The organism is Bacillus sp. ISO11, from assembly GCF_003458115.1.
GTDB lineage: Bacteria > Bacillota > Bacilli > Bacillales > Bacillaceae_G > Bacillus_A > Bacillus_A cereus.
The window spans coordinates 72,178-89,648 of record NZ_QXCO01000020.1 but is presented as its reverse complement, the minus strand read 5'-3'; the positions used below and the strand labels follow the sequence as shown (position 1 = coordinate 89,648).

Here is a 17,471-nt window from a genome sequence, read left to right as displayed (position 1 = left end):
AGAGTTGACCCAAAAGGTCAACTCTTCTATTTTAAATTTTTTATTTCTCTTCTTCTTCTTTTTTTGCAATTTCCCGTTCATTTTTAGCGATTAAATCATGAAAATGTTCTTCTTTGTTTTCTTCAATATAATTCATAAGGTCTTTCAGTTCCATTTATATCGCCTCCTGTATTTATTATATCAATAATATAATAAAATGTCAGGATAATATCTATTAATTATCTTATAAAATTTATAAGATATATATTCACTAAAAAACAAGAGCTGATTTCTCGATAAATTGATTATTTCGAGATTCATCAACAATAATTTCTTTTACTCGTTTTGATTCTTTAAAAGCAAAAACTTCTGGTTCCTTCCCGGTATTATCATATAAAGTATAGCAATCTATTAAATCTTTAATGTTAGAAAAAGTAGTTGCTACTTTCATATGGCTTTCTTCAATTATATTTTGAGGTACCAATCTTCCTGTTACTTTAAAACGCAAATTGGATCGCTCTAAAGCAACCTTTATTGGGACATCTACAATAATTGCTTTAATGCTAAAACCTGCTAGTCTTAATTGTTGAATTAACTTTTTGTATTTTACTTCATTTTTCATTGTACCATCATACATAAAATTTATTTTTCTTTTCATGCAGATTTTTAAAAGTTTCATGGTAATATCACTACTTTCATCATGAACTAAAAAAGCTGCTTGTTTCATTAATTCAATATTCCCAGATTCTATTAACTCTTGATATTCTGGTATTTGTTCTTTGATCTTATCAGGATCTATCCAAACCATGTTTTGTTTCTGATGTTTATATCCCTTACTTACTAACTCTCCAATTGAGCTTTTTCCAGCAGCAGAACCACCACCAAGTAATATAGCCTCAGGTTCTTGCTCTTGCTGCGGTTGATCATTTAGAAATAATTTAATGATTTCATTATGTAAAAGCTTACGTTCTATTGTATACTCCCCATTAATTACGTACTTTTCTCTAGTTGGTTTCAATTTTTATTCTCCTCTTCTATAGATGCATTATTGTGTCCCTTTAAAAATTTGAGACCTTCCCCTTTAACTACGCTTATTACTTCGGTATTTTGAAATCTCTATAAGAGATTTAACTTACTATAATTTCATATAACTCTTTTTGTTAGATGTTCTATCCTTTATTTCTTTTTTTTACACATTCCTTCTAAACAACGATTTTTCTCTCTGACTCAATGTCTTCTACATATATCCACTTAAACAAAAAAAGGACTTCTTTAAGTCGATTAATTGTGCATAGCAAAATAAGCTATATACACTAATCGGCTCAAAGAAGCCCTTTCAAAATCAAAACAAGAACAAAACTTGTTTCTACACCTCTACCACAACACATAAGGTGTGGGAATAAACGGAATCAAATAAACTAACAATATAACTATATATTACATAGTAAGGTTATTATTATCAATATTATATATCATACTTTTTCCTATCGTTCGCCTTTCTCCTTTTCCGTTTTTAAATAGTTAATCATTGTACTCCATATCTTCAATGTAATACTTTCATTTGAAGCATTGAGATATGACTCCCCTTTCTATATCTAACCTTTAGCTTTATAGACTACTAATATACCTGTGGATCCAGAATAGATTAGTCTAGAAATAAATGAGTTTTATCTATTTACAATGATCTTTGTATATATCTCCATCTATCTTATGTTAGGTAAAAAGATAAATAAAACTTACAGGTGTGAAAGATTTTTAGAACTTCTTATAACAAATAGAAAAAAGCATAAACCCAATCATGGTGCTATATAAAGAATTTCCCCACGTGTTAGGTGCTGAAACTATAGAATTATTTCCTTAAAGAGGAACAGCAATATACTAATTATTAAATCTCAACTTTTGAATGTTGGGTACGAATCAATTGGTATAAAGTTGTGCTTAAACAAACCATTGAATTAATAAACAAAGATCTCATCTTATCCCAATGGAAAGTAATATTTACATCATATAGAGAACTGGAACTGTTCCTGTTCTCTATGCAAAATTTAACAATGTAATACGTAATATTCATGATATAACAGCGGTTGTTAGCGACACTTATTTCTTTCGAAATAAATTTGTTATAGAGTTGTACAATGAAGATGATTTCTCCTTTTCATAACGAGGGGTATCGGTTTTATATTAATTACGTTTTAATGGGCCTACAGAATAATAAACGTTAAAAGCTACAAGATTGTTGAGACAAGTACTGACAGTATTATGTAGTGAAAGAATTCGAATGAGACCGACATTTCTGACAGTTTATTTTCGATACTAAATAAAAAATTATACTGATTAACATAAGTGATTGAAACACAATTCAATATAAAAATATAAAATTCATATATACTTAAGATACATGAATTGTAATATAAAACCGATCAACAATTGAGGCTTCCCCTGACCATTCTTGCCAATTTTTTATATAAATCTCATATACCCCATCCTTTGTGGTACGAAGTTGAAAAATTCTTAAACCAGATGAACCAATATCATTATTACTTAACTTAAAATCATCTTGTACTAATTCAATACCTTCTATTTCTTCTAATGCCCATCGATATCCTGTTGTTGGATTTTCCTTTAATTGTATAGAAAAAATATCTCCTATACTCATAGTAACAGTACGTCCAGAATCTTGTTTGGTTAATATCATAATTCAGCACCTCCTTGCTATATACATCCATCCTCAATAATAACTAAGATACGTTTTGGATGGATGCATATAACTTAAATGTATTATAATTATCCTATGACTAAAAACGTACTTGTATAATACTTTCTCACTTCAATTGGCACCAAAATAATCCAATATAGCTGCATTTAACTATTTATAAGTATTCTCCTCGTAATATAAAGGTCTTAAATAGTATCCACACCATGGTTACACCAATGATCTATTCCACATTCTCCATATGCTATACGGAAGAAACCTTGTTCGCCCCAAGTGTTGTTCCAACTATTTTTACAGATCCAGCAGCCTTGGCTATCATCATAGCCAACTATCGATATACAATGTCCTCCAACCTGATTACCTGTGACATGTTTGTATACGCCTTTTCTATAACTTAAAAAATCTTGGTAAACAATTATAGCTGCGCTTACTGGTCCTTTAGTAGATAACCACTCCTTAATTTTTGCAGGGTTCCCCGTCAATTCTGTATAATTTTTAATTTTTGTAAGGCGATTATTTGAATCCGTACATAATCCACTACAATCTTTTTTTGTTAGCCCTTCATCATATGGATAGCAAGATTCATCAACAACTCCTTTGGTTTTTAAAGCCTCATACGCACTTTGAGGCCACCATCCAGTACTACAATTTCTACCTTCAGCTTGTCCATGACAGAAAAACAAATGAGCCTCACTAAAATCGACTTGAAGATTTGGATCATTGTGTTGCATGCGTAAGCTCGCTTCTACAGTGGCTATTGTTCCAAAAGAAACGCATGAGCCACAATCTTTTTGATTTTTTATTGATGTTACAAAATTTTTCCCATTTATATTTCGCAAGTCAAAGACAGGAGGTAAATTTACTGCTCCTAAAGTCTCAGTTTGGATGGATTCTAAAATGGAAGGTATTTTTAGTTCAATTTCCGTAATACTTGGTGCATTCGTTGGAGGTGTAAGCCCCAACCAATTTTGTTGTTCTTGACTTGTAAGTAATGATAAATGTGTTTCTTCTGCTTCCCAGGTTGCATTAGCCTCAGCTAGCTTTCTTTGTAATTCTTCTACATTTATTTTACCGATATCCATATAAATCATCTCCTTTTTATATAATAAAACACAAATCAAATGTATTATTTATCTAAAAAACTAAACTATACATAGGAAACATTTATAGGTATATAAGAATATTTTCATAAACTACCAATTTAAAATCACTCTCAATTAATACATAAAATAGATATCATTAGCAAATTATAACTTTGCAACGATATTAAATTAAACTGGAGGTTTTAATAGTCATGCCCTTATTTAAATATGGAGTATTAAAAGGTAAAGTTTTTGATGTGAGACCCGTAAATTCAAAGGATCGTACTCCTCATTACGAAGTACATATTAAAGCTGCTGGTAATGATTATCGAATTGCCATCAACGTTGCATCTCAAGATAGTCCTTCAGAGGTTTTATACTATGTAAGTGAAGATTTCAACTCAGAACAAATCACAATTATTCCAACATTAGAAGAAGGATTTACACAAGTCACCAACGATAACCAAGACATTGCATTAGATTATGTTCGTGGTAACCTGTTTGATCCAACAAAAATGATTCCCCTTCCTGCAACAGAAAATGGACCAGATAATGATTTAAATGAGAAAGTGAATCGATATATTAATGAAGCTAAAGAGAAGAATGCTACTGTATACGCTTACGGGGAAAAATTCAAAAATGAAAAAAATAAGGATAAATATTTTGGTTTTTCACCAGGTAGAGGTATTCATGATATTCATATGAATCAAGGCAATAGCTCTAATTGGAAAGGTGACGATGGAATTTGGCAAGATGGCGGCATCCTTATTCAATTTGAAGAAGAAAAGAGATGGGTAGGTATGTTTCTGGCATTTCAATCTCAATCTTGGTGTACAGATAAACAAGGACATGCTACTAAACCAGTTAGTGAATGTAATCATACAAACAGCAAAAAAAGCTTGTAATTGATTATAGAAAAACGATTAAATCTTTACAAACATTTTGGATGCTTAGTATTTGGTATTTTGACGTTTGCTGTCTTCTAAATTATAAAACTTAACATATACCTCTTTTAATGTATTAGGTTAGTTAGGTTCTGTATTAGGTCCAGCCTTTATTGTTTTCCGACAGAAGACTCCTTCCTCAAAAATGTGAAGGTGTGAAACACCAATTTTAGGTGGGAGATGAATGTCGATTAGCATAAGCCAACATATTTGCTATCATTTACTTGTACAGATTGCTCTTCGAAAACTGAAGATATGAGGTTGGTTGCAGAAAAACGTTGCAACCGTAAAATCTTCAACGTTCTATCGCCCCACGCTTCTCAAAATTGCGAAAACCAAGCTAAAGTAGGGAGTGTGGTGAGTCAACGTACAAGATACTTATGTTCTCACCGTAGGGACTGCGGGTAGAGCCTGCTAAGATAACTGGTGGATACATCGGTGTTCGCAGGAATCTCCCACTTCAAACAGTCCGTTAGGACGTTAAGTGGTGAGTAGTTCAACGCTTTGTGCAAGTAATACGCAAATTATATATATTCGAACGATTTTAACCTTCTCTCCATTAGGACCAAGCCATGTTATCTTATAAATAATCTCTTCTGTAATTCATTCATTAAATTTTTTCCATTTCCTGTGAACACCTTTATAAAAGTACTTTAGCTAATGGGGTCCCATACCCCCCCTTCTACTTGAAGTACAAATTTTTCATTATACTTACTGTTAAAGTTATTGTAAATTATCCTAAATAATATATTCTCTCTACTGGATGTGTTTATATACATTTAACCTTTTTTATTTCCGAATTTTCTGTTTTATATTGAAAAATGAGTTAGAACATATTTTAATAGAGTAAAATTTTGATATGATACTAATTGCTGAATAATATCTTTGGAGAGGATGAAATTGAACAATGAATGTTCATATACAGGGGAACGAGCAAATAACTCATTTATTAAATGAATGGTATCAAGAAATTAGGGCTAGGCATGTAGACGCCGCTCAATTACTTAAACAAGAAATTGAAAACAAAATCCATAATATAGAAGAAAATCAAACGATATTATTATACTACTCACTACTAGATTTTAGACATCAATATTTAATTGATAGCTTAAGTATTTCTAAAGATAGCTTTAAACAAAGTGATGCTTACAAAACTCCTACAGACGATTTCCTTTCATACTATTATCACTTCTTTAAAGCCATTCATTCCAATGTTACTGGCAATCATAGCCTTGCAAAAATACATTACGATAAAGCCGAATACTTGTTAGAAACCATACCTGATGAGATTGAACATGCTGAATTCCATTATGAGTTAGCCATTTTCTATTGTCATACACATAGATCAATTTTATGTATTAATCATGTAATAAAGGCGAAAGATATATTTTCAAAGCATCCTGGATATGAATTAAAAGTTGCCTTCTGTAATAACTTATATGGATTAGCATGCACTCACTTAAAGGAATGGGAATTAGCTGAGGAACACTTTATCTCTGCTATGGATACATTCCAAAAAGAAAATTTAGAATACAATATTTTAATTGTCCGTCACAATCTAGGGTTTATGTACGCTACGCAGAATCTATCTGAAGTAGCATTACGATATTTATCCGAAGTTAATCAGAAACTACCCAGCGATTATAAAGCTGTATTCATTGAAGCTAGAGAGCATTATAAATTAGGAGAACATGAAATTGCTCAAGAATTAATAAAAAAGGGCCTTCAACTCTCTACTCAATTGGGAATTGAAGGTTATATTCATCACTTTAATATTTTAGAAAAAATAAATCTACATAGCTGTGCTACTGATTTAGAAAAAGCTGTTTTAGAAGGAATTTCTTATTTTGAACGAGAAGAACTATATGAGTATATAAATGAATATACTGAAAAGTTAGCAACCCAATTTTACAAAGAAAATAATCATAAAAAAGCCAGCTATTATTTTTATGAAGCTAGTAAAGCCAGTGAAAAAAACTTTAAAAAAGGAGCATTAAAATGAAAAAATTAGCGGTTAGCTTACTAGGTATTTTAATTGTTGTAACAGTAACTTTTGGATCAAATTCTTCAACAGGCTCTCAAAGTACCATAAATGTTATTAAATATTCACATGGGCATACTGGATGATGAAAGGAAGGATTATCCCTTCCTTTTTCTTATATTTTAGAATTCAATACGTATCCCCTCCTATATTTATTTATAAAAATTTAAGAAATAAATAATTCAAAAGATAAAATAAAAATACTATAATTAAAAACTTCCATTTGTTTCTTTTCGTTGGTTTTCCAGCATGTTGTATATAAAAAAATAAGGCAATGCCTGCCATGGTAATTAAAAAAATTGATAATAATCCATCATCTGTAATACCCCCTCCATACAAAAAATAAGAAGTCTCTTTTTAAGGAGACTTCTTATTTCTAATACAAACGACATACATAGGCTAAACATACACAATAAAGTCAGGATGATGTACTTTATTGCCTTTTCATCATAACATATAATTTATCATTTTTGTTTAATAATTCCATTGAATAAAACTTTATCAACCTTAAAATGTTTTATAATAAAAAACAAATAAAAATAAAATTAATAATATATTCACTTGATGCAGACGGAATATGCTCAAAAGATATATAGTTCGGTTACAATATCATTCATGATTTTTTAATTTTTTCCTTCCCTTCTGTTAAGAATACTTCAAAACTTGACTGATTACCTTATGTTAATACTTTATATATGCAAAATTACATACTAACCCTTATTGAAAATAATTCTCATTGTAACTATAATGGTTTCAGGGATTGAAATTTTCACTTTCGTTTCAAATCTCACAATATATTAAAGGAGGAAATACTATTATGAAAAAATTGATTTTAGCAGGGGCACTAGGAATTGCAGTATTTTCAGGTATGAACTTACCAGGGGCTGAGGCATCAAAAGCGAGTGCAGCTACTACGAATTTAGAAATTCAAGAAGTCACAAAATACTACTCTATGAGTTCCTATGAAGTGTCTCAAAAAGAATCATTTAATCTTAAAAAAGGGGAAGAACTTACAGTCTTTGTGCAAAATTCAGGGTTCCCAATTTCTTATACGGTCTTTGATGCGGATAATCAAGTAATTGGCACATTCAATGCTAATTCCCCATATGGTCGCGTATTTAAAGCGCAAAAAGACGGTAATATTTCTGTACAATTTCAAGCAGGTGTAAATTCTACGTACATGAAGAAAATGAATTTTACAGCTAAATTTGCTGTTTCTAAACTTAGCCAACAATAAAAAATGTAACGATCCTCTTTAAAAACAAATTAAAAAGGTATATCCCTTCAATGGGATATACCTTTAGTTTTAGTGAATTTTATATTGACCAGATAGCTGCTCTTGCGCCATACGAACTAAACGTTTTGTAATTTCTCCACCTACTGAACCATTTGCTCGCGCAGTTGAATCCGGTCCAAGTGTAACACCAAACTCCTGAGCAATTTCATATTTCATTTGTTCAATTGCACTTGCTGCAGCTGCTATTAAGATTTCGTTTGAATTATTATTTTCGCGAATTTGCATTTTTTAAACACCTCCGTTGAATTTGGTAATATCATGCTCTATTTCCAACAAAATATGCAAAAAAATTATTCGTTTAGCTATTTTACATATATACCTAAGCTTTCATCCCTTATGTGGGAATAAATAAAGGTATAGGTCATACCCTATACCTATACCTTTACCTTCTTCTATCCTACTTACTTTTAAATTCCCCTATTAACCCCTGTAACTCTTGCGAGAGCCAATTTAAAGAATTTGCTAACTCTGCAATATCTTGTACATATAGTTCTTGCTCTTTCATACTTGTCTCCACATTACTACTACTATTCACATATGTATTCGCAATGTGTGATAATTCATTTATAAACTGAACAATAGTTTGATTATCTGTTAGAATTTCACTTGAATGATTCGAAGTCGCTTTAATTTGATTTGTAACAGATTGTGCAGATTCTGAAATCTTTTCAAAAAAAGCACCACTACTTTGAACAAGTGTTATTCCTACTTCTACTTCCTTTGAACTCTTCTGTATGGATCTTACAGCTCTCTCTGCTTCAGCCTGGGTTTCACCAATTAATTTAGCTATATCCCTTGCAGATGCCTCGGTTCTTTCCGCTAATATACGTACCTCGTCCGCAACACCTGAAAATTCTTCCCCCATCTCTCCAGCACATGAGGATTCAGTAGAAGCATTTAAAGCTAATGAATTTGTTTGATTAGAAATGGTTGTAATTACAGTAAGAATTTCATGAATTTCCTTAGATCGTGCTTCGAATGCATAAATACTAGAAGGTACATCCTGAACTGTATCTTGGATTCTTTTCATTTGATTCACGATTTGCTTAATCAAATCTTTTCCCTCTACAGAATGCTGTTCCATGTCTTCCAAAGCATTGCCAACTTGTTTTGCAGCTCCTTTAATTTCTTTCATCTTACTTTCCATTTCTTGAACAATCTCTAAACATTTTTGCACTACATATTCATGAGAATGTGCTCCTAAATTTAATCCTGTAATAGCACTTGCAATTTCTTTAAAGGCTATGCTATTCTCTTTTGTACTTACCGACAATTCCTGTGAAGATGTCAAAACCTGTTCAGCAGTCTGCCTTACTTTATCTATAATCCTATTAAACTTTTTAATAGTGTTATTAAAATAGATATTAGTTATCCCTATATCATCAGATCTTTCATTCAATTTAATACTTAAATCCCCTTCACCAACTTTACGTAACCCTTCTTGTAAATCCTTTAAAGGCGATAGAGAGTTTCGTGAGATAAATATTTGAATTGTAATTGCGATAGTTAATGAAATTATAATAAATAGTAAACCTTGTATCATAAAGTTTTTCTTTGTAAGTGGAATAATAGAAGCTTCCAAATCCGCTGCAACAATTGCAATTATATTTTTATTTTCATCTGTAACTGGCTCTAAAATTGTTACCCAGAACCCTAATTCATCTTCATACACTTCTGTCATTTGTGCCTGTTTTGTTTGTATTACTTTATCATATGTTTTCATCCAATAAGTAGGCTGCTCATAGTATTCACCTGGTTTTACAGAAACAGTATTTGCTAATTCTGTATCCAAAGCTACTATTTGTAATTCAGCTTTTTCATTTAGCTTGGCTCCTGTAACATATGTTTGTCCAACACTTTTCATATCTTTTATAGATTTATCTAATTGCTCCGTCAATTTTTCTTTCTTCACTCTTTGAGCTGTGGGGTCTTTTGCTACATCTCTTACTATTTCTAGATCTAATTGATTTAATACCGCATCACCTGTTTCAAAAGACTGCCTCTCAAATATAGACATCATACTATTTTGAAACATATTAAAACTTAACGCTCCCATACTTCCAACAAGCGTTAGAATTACTAATACCGTTAGTAATACATTTTTTTGAAGCAACGATAGCTTATGCCAATATTTTTTCATTGATTTCTCCTTTCTGATTTTCAACAATACAAAAACAAAGTAGTAACATATTAAGAGGTTCTCTTTCTGTTATTAATTTAAACTTTAAAATAGCATACTTATCTTTCAACCAAACGTTCCAATTTTTTTCATTTACAATTGCATCTTTTATATGTTCAGCTGCTCCTGGAAATCTATTAAAAGGAAGACGTAGTACTTCTACCACTTCATCTTTTCTATTTGTACTGATTTCTTCTAAATTTATGATATTAAAGGATTTGCCTATAATAATTGCTATAATGTTTAATAAACGACTAAGAATATTTAAAATTCCATATTTATCTCCTAAAGATTTTCAAATTAGATTTGTTGCAGTACCTTCAGCGAGGATTTTTTATAATATCGTTAGTTTTAAATAATGATAAGAATTTTTAAGAGCCTCATCTTTAGTTATTTTTATCTTGCAGAACAATAAAATCTGAAAGTTTAATTCAATCTCCTATTTTATAACTTTTTTCCTTATTTTTCTATAACATTATAATATTTACCTGTACAATCTAAACTTGGACTCTTTTGGCCTTTACCCTTCAATTGTCTTAAATTCATATGAGTTAGCGCAGTAAGTAAATTTTTAATAAAAAACGTTTGTATTAAAAAATGCAAAAATACATACTCCTCCAAAACTATATGCACTTAAATATTCATATAGTAAAATAATCAGTACAAACGTGTCCTATACAGCATATTTCCTTAACGTGCTTGATATTATATTCATCATAAAATTGGTTTGACCTTAATATCTCACTTAGCTCTTTAATATTTTGATATTAACAATATAGTGTTAATATATCGCTACACCTACATATAAGCCAAGAATTCAATTACAGAACGGTTTTCATTAAAAGTAGACGAAAACATGTCAAACAAAAAGAGACTCAATTATTTATTACTTTTCGTATAGATGTAATAAAAGATTATAGGAGAAATATATATGCTCAAAAAAATAAATAGATTTATGTTTACTTTGCCTACCATTTCTTTTATTTTTCTTATTTTATTAGGATCATTTTTATTTGTAATACCATTAGATCTATTCTTACCTGAAATACAAAAAAACCCAATAACAGAAGCACCTCTTATTCTTCAAGTTTTATTAGGGGTATTAGCGGCACCTATATATGAAACAGTAGTTTTTCAAGTATTTTTATTTTGGCTATTAAGTTGGATTCCTTACATTAAAAATCGCGATTACCTTATCATTTTAATAGCTTCAATTATATTTGGATTAAATCATCAATATGGAATCACTTATATAGTCGGTACAACAATAATTGGTCTTTTATATAACTATGCTTATTGGGTATATAAAAAAAAGAATGAAAAATATCAGGTTACAATGCCTCCTTTTGGGGTTGTTTTTTTGATTCACTTATTACATAATTCTATTGCTTTTATAGCATCAAATTTATAAATGTTTTAAAGGTAATATAGATTAATGAATTATGTTTGTACTTGTTAAAGGTAAGGGACACGAAATAAGAATTAAAGAGAGGCTAATTCACTAATGATTCTAAATAGTCTCGTTTCAGTTTGTTTATTTGAAGAATAAACAGAGAGGGACCTGTCAGGTAGACAGTATTTTCAAAGCGCAGTTAAGCCACCTGAGTCTATATTTGTATGGACTCAGGTTATTTAATTTCTTTTGAAATCTTTGATGATTATAAAATTGTAAATATTTGCGGACTTAAGATAGATGAAGAAGTCTTTTTTATGTGCATTATCCTAAAATTTTTACTTTCGCGACATACTATCCTTCATTTTTCTAACATCCCATTCTCTTTTTCCAATCGTTTAGTCTTAGTACCCGAACCTTTAGGGTTCATTCTACCTAAACATAACCCTTTTGCTTTCCCACGTTCTTCTTCTAGTTCTTTAGTACCTAAAGTTTCGAATCATTTCATTTAACTTCTTACAATTGGATAATAAATGTCTATTTCTTTCTTAACAGTTTTATATCTTCTTTTAAATATAAACCCACTTCCTTTTCCTTTCATTTTGTATAGCAATTAATTCTAATTTCCCTCATAGAAAAATCCCCTCCATAATAAATAGGTTAATGTGTTTTCTTTTTCCTATCTACTATGAGGGGAGAATAGCATACTAAAGATAGCTTCTTTTTTGTAAAAGAACTAAGATTCTAGTGTCGTAATTAATTGCTGACGTTCTTTATCTCTAAAAATTTTAATTTCATGTTTAAATTCATAATTTCCTTCTTCAAATCTAACCCATTCCTTACTTGTCCAATATACAACATCTACATTTGCATCTAAAATTTCAGAACATATGTCAACTAGTTCTTCTTCGTAGAATGGCGCTTCTTTTGCTAGTTCAAAAGCTAGTACTTTTGGATCCTTACTTTTAATTTGAAGTTCCCTTGAAGTTTTCCCTAAATACTGCCATGGGGAGTGTAGGGATTGCACATGAACATTTCGAGTTTCTTTAAACTGTGATGAAGAATGTATTGTAGCAGCAAATGTAGATTTGTTCACTCCTATTGTTGCACCTAAAGCAATAGAACTAATAATAAGTTTTTTAATCATTTTTTCAGCCCCTTTAATTATTTTGGATATGCTTCATTTTTATACTACGTTCATGTTCGTGTAAATGAAGATGATTTGACATGAGTCATCATTTTTTTCAAAAACTGTATATTAATTAACCGCTATAAATTTACCCAAAACAAAAAAGTTTCCATAAGGAAACTTTTTTGTTTTGGGTATACATTATATGTATAAAAATTAGTTTTGAAAATATTTACTTATTTGTTGATAAAATTGTATATGGATATTTACCCTACTATTTATCTACACACATCTCATGCAAAGCCTCACTACAACATAAACAAATTCATCTTATGACCACGTTTCTTCTTACGAAATTAAGTGATTGTTTCAATAGTTGGTTTGGGAATCATAGAATTACTTTCTTTCTTAGCCCTATTATTCTGTTCTTTTGCCTAAAATTCCAATATCCCCATTACTTCTTTTGTAAATAGTTTAAAATCAGTTAAATGTTTTTCAATAATTTGACGAACAATATCTAAATTCACACTTTGATAATCATGAACAGCAATATTACGAAATCCAACCATCGCCTTTAACTTATTTGCTAGATCAGCGCTAAGTAATCCTGCTGTAACCAATAAATCAAAGGCCTCTCGACTAGATTGGGGTAATCCTAATTTTTCCCCTGCAACAATATGCATTGCTAAATCAATACTCGCTTCACAAGCTCTTTGTATATTCAATATTATTGAATCTTGTTTTGTAAAGTCCTCTAAATTTTCAGGGTCATTTCCATACACATCTTGGATCCTTTTTATACAACGCTCTATTGTAGAAATTTTATTTAAAATAACCTCATTCTTCATATATAGAACCTCTTTTCTTTATATCATCAAATACTACCTGACGTTCTTCATTCAATTTTGAATACATTTTTAAGGTTTTCATTTCAAAAATAACCTTACGTTTTTCATCCGAACAAAATATTGTCTTTCCTGTATGTATAATCTGAGCTTGAAAAACTGTAGAAGCTTCGGATAAATCAACTAAATCAACATCTCTTTGAACAATGTTAGCTAACTCCTGTGCTAATAAAAAACGTTCATAGTTCCCTAATGTTGTGTCACTTACATAAGCTATATCAATATCACTATCTTCTCGTTCTCTTTTCTCAGCCGTTGATCCAAACACAATTATCCAATAGGGATTCACCGTCTCTTGTAATTTTTCTATAATAGCTGTTATCATGCTTTGAAAAATCATCTAATTAATCCCCCTTAGTATACTTGAACTTTATTATATCATAACCAATCATAAATCCTTTAAACGACTACAAATCCTTATACAAAATTAAACCTTTTTAGTACTTAACTCCTCACAAAATTAGAAGCTTATTTCTAACCTAAATTTATTATAGTTCAGGAGTAGATATATTGTAGCTTTGGATCATAAATAATTGTTAATAATCCAACACTTGTCTGTTAAATGCCTTTTATATTTTCTTCGTGCAAAAGTAAAAGACTGACAATAACTGTCAGCCTTTTACTTTTACAACTATAAAGAACTTTAGCCTATTTCACAATATACATTCTAATAGTTTGAGGATATATTGCTCTAATAAATAATTATATATTAATCCACCTTTAATTTTTCTTTTACCTTTGTAGGGAGTTCATCTTTTTTCACTTCTTCCCAAGATTTCACACCTTTTTTCTCAGAGTAATATATACGTAAAAACGCTTCTTTACGAAGGTTTTTTAACGCTGTAAACTCCATTTCTTTCTCTTTACCATCCTTATCAAATCCAGGTAATTTATATTCGTAAGTCGTATCCCCATTTACATTTTTCTCTTTTAATTTTTCACCATCCTTGGTAATTTGCACATAATATGTATCTGTACCAAGACGATTTAAATTACACCCGGATAACAACACAGTAAACATCACAAAAACGCTACACATAAGCACTATTCGTTTCATATTATTCACCTCATATCTTTTCTCACAAAAATTATATCCTAATCTATTGGCTGCCAAAATTCATTTCCATTACGCTAACATTACGTTTTTGTAAGGTAGGTAAAACAACTTAAAATAAAAAGGATATAAATTCATATTTCTATTGAATTCATATCCTTTGTTCTTATTGAGTAAACTATTTTGCCCCATGCTTAATAGGAGGTATTTCTATTATTCTGGGAAAATAAAGCTAGAGTCCTCTCCACTATTAGCGGTATCTTCTTTCGGGAATGTAATAGTAGATCCTTCATTTCCCTTATTTCCTTTATTTATTTCTTGTTCCTCAGGAAATACAATGGAAGAATCATTACCTAAGTTTGGTGAAAAACCAAGTTTAGATAAAATAGCTTTTAAGTCAGGTAAAACACCAATTTTATCAGAAGTTGGATCATTGGATTTCGTTCCGGTGCTAGGGTCACTTAAAATAGCCCTAATCTGGCTTGGTGTATATACTTTACCCTGATTATTTTTTGCAATTCCTTGAATTGATGCTGCAGCACCAGCAATAATAGGTGATGCGCTAGATGTTCCAGCAAAACTAGATGTATATAAATTTGTTATAAATTCACTTGGTTTAGCATCTGTAGTATCTACTGCATTCCCCCATCCATACACATCCACTCTACTACCATAATTGGAGAAATATGAACGCTTATGAGGAACCCTTGCAGAAGCTGCCCCAACCATAATTGCCCCTGAATCTTTAAAATCAGGACTATTACGATTTAAAACTTGTTTACCATTACGGTCTCTAAATTGATCCAAGTCATTTCCGCCGTTTGCACCTGCTTCAATAATAATAATTCCCTTATTTGTTCCCATACGAATTGCATCGAATATGTCTGGTTTTACTTCCACAGGAAAATAGTTCTTATCTCCATATCCATCGTAAGTTGCTTGTGCCTCTAGTAAAAGAATATCTCCAGCTTGCATATTGTTAACTGCGCTTAAAATAGCATCAGCTGTATTATAATTTCCGTTATCCCTAATCTGAGATACAACCTTTACCTTAGCTTTCGGTGCGATCCCAATTCCACCTATGTTATTATCCTCTGCCGAAACAATTCCTAAGACTGAGGTACCGTGATCATGGTGCTCGCTTTTATTCTGTCCAGATATCAATTCAATCTTTTGATTCACTAAATCCTCATGATTAAATAACCACCCATACTCCATATCTACGAAAGTAGTTCCTTTTCCATCTCCACCTTTTATGCTCCAGGCATAAGGTGCATTAATTCCTAATGGTGCTGGTTCAAGGTAACCTTGTCTTGTAAGTCTAGGCTCATCATATGGATTAACAGATAAATTTGGCAAACGCTCTGCTGGTGGCGCCTCTTCTTCCTGTAAATACGCCGTTTCAACAAGAGATGATTTTTCAATTTTTGTAAGTAATGCTTGTACATCAATATCATCTTGAGTTTCTACAATATAATAGTTTAACAAATTAGAAGAAATTTGATCGGAATCTTTTATTTCTTTACCAAGATTTTTAATTTCTTTAGGATTTAAAGAATTAAAAAGTCGATTTATAGTTACATTTGGATATTCAGCTAAAATTCCAATTAATTCAGGATCTTGTTTTTCTTCTTTAATGAATTTTTCTATTCCATCCTGATATGGTAAATTCGCTTCATTTTTAAATTTCAAAATTAATTGTTTAGTAACTTGCTTATGTACAGTAGAATTCAATTGCTTATTTGAATAATTGTAAGTAGCTGCATAAGCAACTTCTGATTTTTCATTTGGAAGTAGTCCGCCCACCCCATTAAATGCTGTTAATGCAATTGAAGAAACTAGAATTCCCTTAAAAATTTTCAAAACGCACACCTCTTTTTATTTATATATTATTATAAAAAAATGTATATTACCTAATTTCTTTTTATACAAACGTTTTATATGTAGGACTATATTTTCAACCCCATTCATTTTTTAATATTTGTTTATACATCATTAATACAACCAATTCATACCAACCTTTGTATTCATTCAGTTGCATTACTGTAACCGGTATAGTTACACCTTGTGGAATAGTCAACCTTAAATGCAATTTTGCATGTAAAATCATACATACTTCTACCAACTTACTCCCAATTATTTCAAGAGAAGTTGAACTTCTATCATTTTGAGTAATTGCATATATATAATATAAAACATATAAGGGGGGTTAAAACGTGGTAATCTCAAGACAAGATTCCTGGACTGATGATAACGATTTACTTCTCGCATCAACAGTACTTCAGAATATTCGTAACGGTGGAACACAGTTAGCTGCATTCAAAGAAGTAGCAAAACTACTAGCTAGAACACCCGCAGCTTGTGGATTTCGTTGGAATTCATATGTGAGAAAACAATACCAAGAAGAAATACAACAAGCAAAACAAGACCGAAAAATGGGAAACAACATTCCCTTCTCCCCATCACAAATAGAAAAAAACTCTTTGTCTATTACATTAGATGATATTATTCTCTTTCTACAAAATTATAAAGATGTGAATGAATTGACAAAGTTACAAAATCAAATTGAAGATTTAGAAACAGAGAATCAATCTCTTCTACAACGTATAACTATGTATGAAGAAGAGTATCGTATGTTACTGAGCCATATCGATAAGACAAGAAATTTAATTGCAGTGGATTAAATATCATAACTATAATGACTTTCCAGTAGGATCTTCGCCCGCCAAAACCACCATCAATAAAGAAAATTCAG

The 17,471-nt window shown here is 30.8% G+C and carries 19 protein-coding genes; 7 read left to right on the top strand and 12 right to left on the bottom strand.

From position 1 onward, the window contains the following. Window positions 1-250: 250 nt before the first annotated feature. Entirely contained in the window at window positions 251-997 is a 747-nt protein-coding gene (locus D1166_RS20180) for a zeta toxin family protein (RefSeq protein WP_097856251.1), read from the bottom strand. Window positions 998-2,035: 1,038 nt separating this feature from the next. Here D1166_RS20180 and D1166_RS32390 point away from each other — a divergent pair. Continuing rightward, window positions 2,036-2,140: a hypothetical protein gene (locus tag D1166_RS32390; RefSeq protein ID WP_422386221.1), complete on the top strand. Its 105-nt coding sequence runs from the start codon at window positions 2,036-2,038 to the stop codon at window positions 2,138-2,140. A 228-nt stretch (window positions 2,141-2,368) separates the two neighbouring features. Here the strand turns inward: D1166_RS32390 and D1166_RS20170 are convergent, their stop codons facing one another. Together D1166_RS20170 and D1166_RS20165 are read right to left on the bottom strand one after the other, a co-directional pair. Then, window positions 2,369-2,674, bottom strand: a complete 306-nt coding sequence (locus tag D1166_RS20170; RefSeq protein ID WP_097856252.1) for a protease inhibitor I42 family protein — start codon at window positions 2,672-2,674, stop codon at window positions 2,369-2,371. Between the two features lie 206 nt (window positions 2,675-2,880). Continuing rightward, a complete protein-coding gene (locus D1166_RS20165; RefSeq protein WP_097856253.1) occupies window positions 2,881-3,774 on the bottom strand; it encodes a C1 family peptidase in 894 nt (297 codons plus the stop codon). A gap of 212 nt (window positions 3,775-3,986) precedes the next feature. On the opposite strand from D1166_RS20165, the gene D1166_RS20160 reads away from it, so the two are divergent. The 4 genes from D1166_RS20160 to D1166_RS20150 all read left to right on the top strand — a co-directional run bounded on the left by D1166_RS20160 (window position 3,987) and on the right by D1166_RS20150 (window position 7,996). After that, on the top strand, window positions 3,987-4,679 hold the full coding sequence (locus D1166_RS20160; protein WP_001127956.1) for a YukJ family protein: 693 nt from the start codon (window positions 3,987-3,989) through the stop codon (window positions 4,677-4,679). A gap of 946 nt (window positions 4,680-5,625) precedes the next feature. Continuing rightward, on the top strand, window positions 5,626-6,720 hold the full coding sequence (locus D1166_RS20155; RefSeq protein WP_098213362.1) for a Rap family tetratricopeptide repeat protein: 1,095 nt from the start codon (window positions 5,626-5,628) through the stop codon (window positions 6,718-6,720). Then, window positions 6,717-6,845, top strand: a complete 129-nt coding sequence (locus tag D1166_RS31855) for a hypothetical protein (protein WP_000732002.1) — start codon at window positions 6,717-6,719, stop codon at window positions 6,843-6,845. Before D1166_RS20155 ends, D1166_RS31855 begins: the two co-directional genes overlap by 4 nt. A gap of 731 nt (window positions 6,846-7,576) precedes the next feature. Continuing rightward, window positions 7,577-7,996, top strand: coding sequence for a hypothetical protein (locus D1166_RS20150; protein ID WP_086412292.1), 420 nt, complete (start codon window positions 7,577-7,579; stop codon window positions 7,994-7,996). Between the two features lie 69 nt (window positions 7,997-8,065). Here the strand turns inward: D1166_RS20150 and D1166_RS20145 are convergent, their stop codons facing one another. The 3 genes from D1166_RS20145 to D1166_RS20135 all read right to left on the bottom strand — a co-directional run bounded on the left by D1166_RS20145 (window position 8,066) and on the right by D1166_RS20135 (window position 10,401). Further along, window positions 8,066-8,281 carry an alpha/beta-type small acid-soluble spore protein gene (locus D1166_RS20145; protein WP_001167047.1) on the bottom strand — a complete coding sequence of 72 codons (216 nt, stop codon included), beginning with the start codon at window positions 8,279-8,281 and terminating at the stop codon, window positions 8,066-8,068. A 172-nt stretch (window positions 8,282-8,453) separates the two neighbouring features. After that, entirely contained in the window at window positions 8,454-10,196 is a 1,743-nt protein-coding gene (locus tag D1166_RS20140; protein ID WP_097856255.1) for a methyl-accepting chemotaxis protein, read from the bottom strand. Next, a complete protein-coding gene (locus D1166_RS20135; protein ID WP_097856256.1) occupies window positions 10,177-10,401 on the bottom strand; it encodes a hypothetical protein in 225 nt (74 codons plus the stop codon). The genes D1166_RS20140 and D1166_RS20135 overlap by 20 nt, the downstream gene beginning before the upstream one ends. Window positions 10,402-11,166: 765 nt before the next feature. Between D1166_RS20135 and D1166_RS20130 the strand changes: the two genes are divergently transcribed. Next, window positions 11,167-11,646: a CPBP family intramembrane glutamic endopeptidase gene (locus D1166_RS20130; protein WP_097856257.1), complete on the top strand. Its 480-nt coding sequence runs from the start codon at window positions 11,167-11,169 to the stop codon at window positions 11,644-11,646. Window positions 11,647-12,364: 718 nt separating this feature from the next. On the opposite strand, the gene D1166_RS20125 is transcribed toward D1166_RS20130, so the two are convergent. The 6 genes from D1166_RS20125 to D1166_RS31630 form a co-directional block, all read right to left on the bottom strand. Next, complete coding sequence (locus D1166_RS20125) at window positions 12,365-12,775, bottom strand: hypothetical protein (RefSeq protein ID WP_097856258.1); 411 nt, start codon at window positions 12,773-12,775, stop codon at window positions 12,365-12,367. Between the two features lie 416 nt (window positions 12,776-13,191). Then, a complete protein-coding gene (gene hepT, locus D1166_RS20120) occupies window positions 13,192-13,605 on the bottom strand; it encodes a type VII toxin-antitoxin system HepT family RNase toxin (RefSeq protein ID WP_089149172.1) in 414 nt (137 codons plus the stop codon). Then, entirely contained in the window at window positions 13,595-14,002 is a 408-nt protein-coding gene (mntA, locus tag D1166_RS20115) for a type VII toxin-antitoxin system MntA family adenylyltransferase antitoxin (RefSeq protein ID WP_097856259.1), read from the bottom strand. Before mntA ends, hepT begins: the two co-directional genes overlap by 11 nt. 369 nt (window positions 14,003-14,371) lie before the next feature. Next, the gene (locus tag D1166_RS20110) at window positions 14,372-14,719 is read right to left on the bottom strand and encodes a YxeA family protein (RefSeq protein WP_000822914.1); all 348 of its coding nucleotides are present in this window, start codon (window positions 14,717-14,719) and stop codon (window positions 14,372-14,374) included. A 210-nt stretch (window positions 14,720-14,929) separates the two neighbouring features. Further along, window positions 14,930-16,579 (bottom strand): S8 family peptidase, encoded by a 1,650-nt coding sequence (locus D1166_RS20105; RefSeq protein ID WP_097856260.1) that lies wholly within the window; start codon window positions 16,577-16,579, stop codon window positions 14,930-14,932. Between the two features lie 94 nt (window positions 16,580-16,673). After that, a complete protein-coding gene (locus D1166_RS31630; RefSeq protein WP_218940419.1) occupies window positions 16,674-16,826 on the bottom strand; it encodes a hypothetical protein in 153 nt (50 codons plus the stop codon). A gap of 106 nt (window positions 16,827-16,932) precedes the next feature. Here D1166_RS31630 and D1166_RS20100 point away from each other — a divergent pair, with 106 nt between their 5' ends. Continuing rightward, window positions 16,933-17,400, top strand: coding sequence for an RsfA family transcriptional regulator (locus tag D1166_RS20100; protein WP_097797585.1), 468 nt, complete (start codon window positions 16,933-16,935; stop codon window positions 17,398-17,400). Window positions 17,401-17,471: the final 71 nt, after the last annotated feature.

What these genes read in the sequence shown, in the direction of transcription:
- D1166_RS20170 (WP_097856252.1), bottom strand. Translation starts at nt 2,674, where the DNA reads ATGATATTAACCAAACAAGATTCTGGACGTACTGTTACTATGAGTATA.
- D1166_RS20165 (WP_097856253.1), bottom strand. Translation starts at nt 3,774, where the DNA reads ATGGATATCGGTAAAATAAATGTAGAAGAATTACAAAGAAAGCTAGCT.
- D1166_RS20160 (WP_001127956.1), top strand. Translation starts at nt 3,987, where the DNA reads ATGCCCTTATTTAAATATGGAGTATTAAAAGGTAAAGTTTTTGATGTG.
- D1166_RS20155 (WP_098213362.1), top strand. Translation starts at nt 5,626, where the DNA reads ATGAATGTTCATATACAGGGGAACGAGCAAATAACTCATTTATTAAAT.
- D1166_RS31855 (WP_000732002.1), top strand. Translation starts at nt 6,717, where the DNA reads ATGAAAAAATTAGCGGTTAGCTTACTAGGTATTTTAATTGTTGTAACA.
- D1166_RS20150 (WP_086412292.1), top strand. Translation starts at nt 7,577, where the DNA reads ATGAAAAAATTGATTTTAGCAGGGGCACTAGGAATTGCAGTATTTTCA.
- D1166_RS20145 (WP_001167047.1), bottom strand. Translation starts at nt 8,281, where the DNA reads ATGCAAATTCGCGAAAATAATAATTCAAACGAAATCTTAATAGCAGCT.
- D1166_RS20140 (WP_097856255.1), bottom strand. Translation starts at nt 10,196, where the DNA reads ATGAAAAAATATTGGCATAAGCTATCGTTGCTTCAAAAAAATGTATTA.
- D1166_RS20130 (WP_097856257.1), top strand. Translation starts at nt 11,167, where the DNA reads ATGCTCAAAAAAATAAATAGATTTATGTTTACTTTGCCTACCATTTCT.
- D1166_RS20125 (WP_097856258.1), bottom strand. Translation starts at nt 12,775, where the DNA reads ATGATTAAAAAACTTATTATTAGTTCTATTGCTTTAGGTGCAACAATA.
- hepT (WP_089149172.1), bottom strand. Translation starts at nt 13,605, where the DNA reads ATGAAGAATGAGGTTATTTTAAATAAAATTTCTACAATAGAGCGTTGT.
- mntA (WP_097856259.1), bottom strand. Translation starts at nt 14,002, where the DNA reads ATGATTTTTCAAAGCATGATAACAGCTATTATAGAAAAATTACAAGAG.
- D1166_RS20110 (WP_000822914.1), bottom strand. Translation starts at nt 14,719, where the DNA reads ATGAAACGAATAGTGCTTATGTGTAGCGTTTTTGTGATGTTTACTGTG.
- D1166_RS31630 (WP_218940419.1), bottom strand. Translation starts at nt 16,826, where the DNA reads ATGATTTTACATGCAAAATTGCATTTAAGGTTGACTATTCCACAAGGT.